This window comes from Nocardia pseudobrasiliensis NBRC 108224, assembly GCF_001613105.1.
GTDB classification, from domain to species: Bacteria; Actinomycetota; Actinomycetes; order Mycobacteriales; family Mycobacteriaceae; genus Nocardia; species Nocardia pseudobrasiliensis.
On record NZ_BDBS01000097.1, the window covers coordinates 1 to 1,470 of the forward strand.

The 1,470-nt window shown below is 65.2% G+C and carries 1 protein-coding gene; it reads right to left on the minus strand.

Translation table 11 applies throughout. The annotated features are described in order from the left end of the window. Positions 1–33 precede the first annotated feature (33 nt). Complete coding sequence (locus tag NP4_RS39450) at positions 34–1,356, minus strand: IS256 family transposase (protein WP_068009994.1); 1,323 nt, start codon at positions 1,354–1,356, stop codon at positions 34–36. Positions 1,357–1,470: the final 114 nt, after the last annotated feature.

Consider the following 1,470-nt stretch of genomic DNA (forward strand, 5'->3'; position numbering starts at 1 on the left):
GAGGAATTGTCAAAAGCTGTGGATAGGTATGTTTCAGGCGACCTCCGTCCGAGTGGTGTCGGCCGGGTCGGTTGACGGTGGCGGGGTGATCTCGCGGGGTCGTTCGAGCAGCTTGCCCTTGTGGAACAGGGCGCCGTTGCGGACGAGCGCTACCAGTTCGGGGGCGTTGACCTTGCGCCAGCGGGTTTGGGCGGCCTCGATCAGCTTGTAGGCCATGGCGATTCCCGCGGCGCGGGAACCAGGTCCTTTGGTGACTTTCGTCCGCAGCCGCACCGAGGCGAAGGTCGACTCGATCGGGTTGGTGGTGCGCAGGTGGATCCAGTGCTCGGCCGGATACCGGTAGAACTCGAGCAGCACGTCGAGATCGCCGGTAATCTTTGCGACGGCTTTGGGATACTTTGCGCCGTAGTCGATGTCGAACGCTTTCACCGCGAGTTGCGCCTTATCGATGTCCTCGGCGTTGTAGATGTCCTTCATCGCCGCGACCGCGCCGGGATGCGCCGATTTAGGCAGTGCGGCAAGAACATTCGCCGATTTGTGGAACCAGCAGCGTTGCTCGCGGGTTTCCGGGAACACGTCCCGCAATGCCTTCCAGAACCCGAGCGCGCCGTCACCGACCGCCAGCACCGGCGCGGTCATGCCACGACGCCGGCAATCCCGCAATAGATCGGCCCAGGATTCGGTGGATTCGCGGTAGCCGTCGGTGAGCGCGACCAGTTCCTTGCGGCCGTCGGCCCGGACGCCGATCATCACCAGCAGGCACAATTTCTCCTGCTCCAGGCGAACTTTGGTGTGGATGCCGTCCACCCACAGATACACGTAGTCGGTGCCCGATAGGTCGCGGGCGGCGAACACGCGAGCCTCGTCCTGCCACGAGGCAGTCAGCCGGGTGATCGACGCCGCCGACAATCCGGCACCGGAACCGAGGAACTGCTCGAGGGCCGGACCGAAGTCACCGGTGGACAGCCCGTGCAGATACAGCAGCGGCAGCACCTCGCTGACCTGCGGGGAGCGTCGGCACCAGGCGGGCAGGATCGCCGAGGAAAACCGCTGCCGCTCACCGGTTTCCGGATCGACCCGGCGGTCATTGACCCGCGGGGCCTTGACCGTCACCGCACCGGCGGCGGTCACCACCTCCCGCTCGGCGTGGTAGCCGTTGCGGACCACCAGCCGGTGTCCGTTCTCGTCGAGCTGGCCGGCGAAGCGTGCGATGTAGTCGCTGACTTCGGCCTGCAACGCCGACGCCAGCATTCGCCGTGCACCCTCGCGGACGATCTCGTCGATCGGCGAGGACGACACCGCGCCGGACACGCCGCCCTGATTGGACTCGCCGCCGCCGTCGATTACCTTGAGCATGGGACGTACCTTCCCGCCCGGTGTTGGCGCGCCGAGCAGATCGAAACCCGTTGATGTTCAGATCATCCGGGAAGGTACTCCCTCCCGGTCATCCACAGGTTTTGATCATTGCTC

Coding starts and splice junctions, on each gene's coding strand:
- NP4_RS39450 (WP_068009994.1), bottom strand. CDS start 1,356: ATGCTCAAGGTAATCGACGGCGGCGGCGAGTCCAATCAGGGCGGCGTG.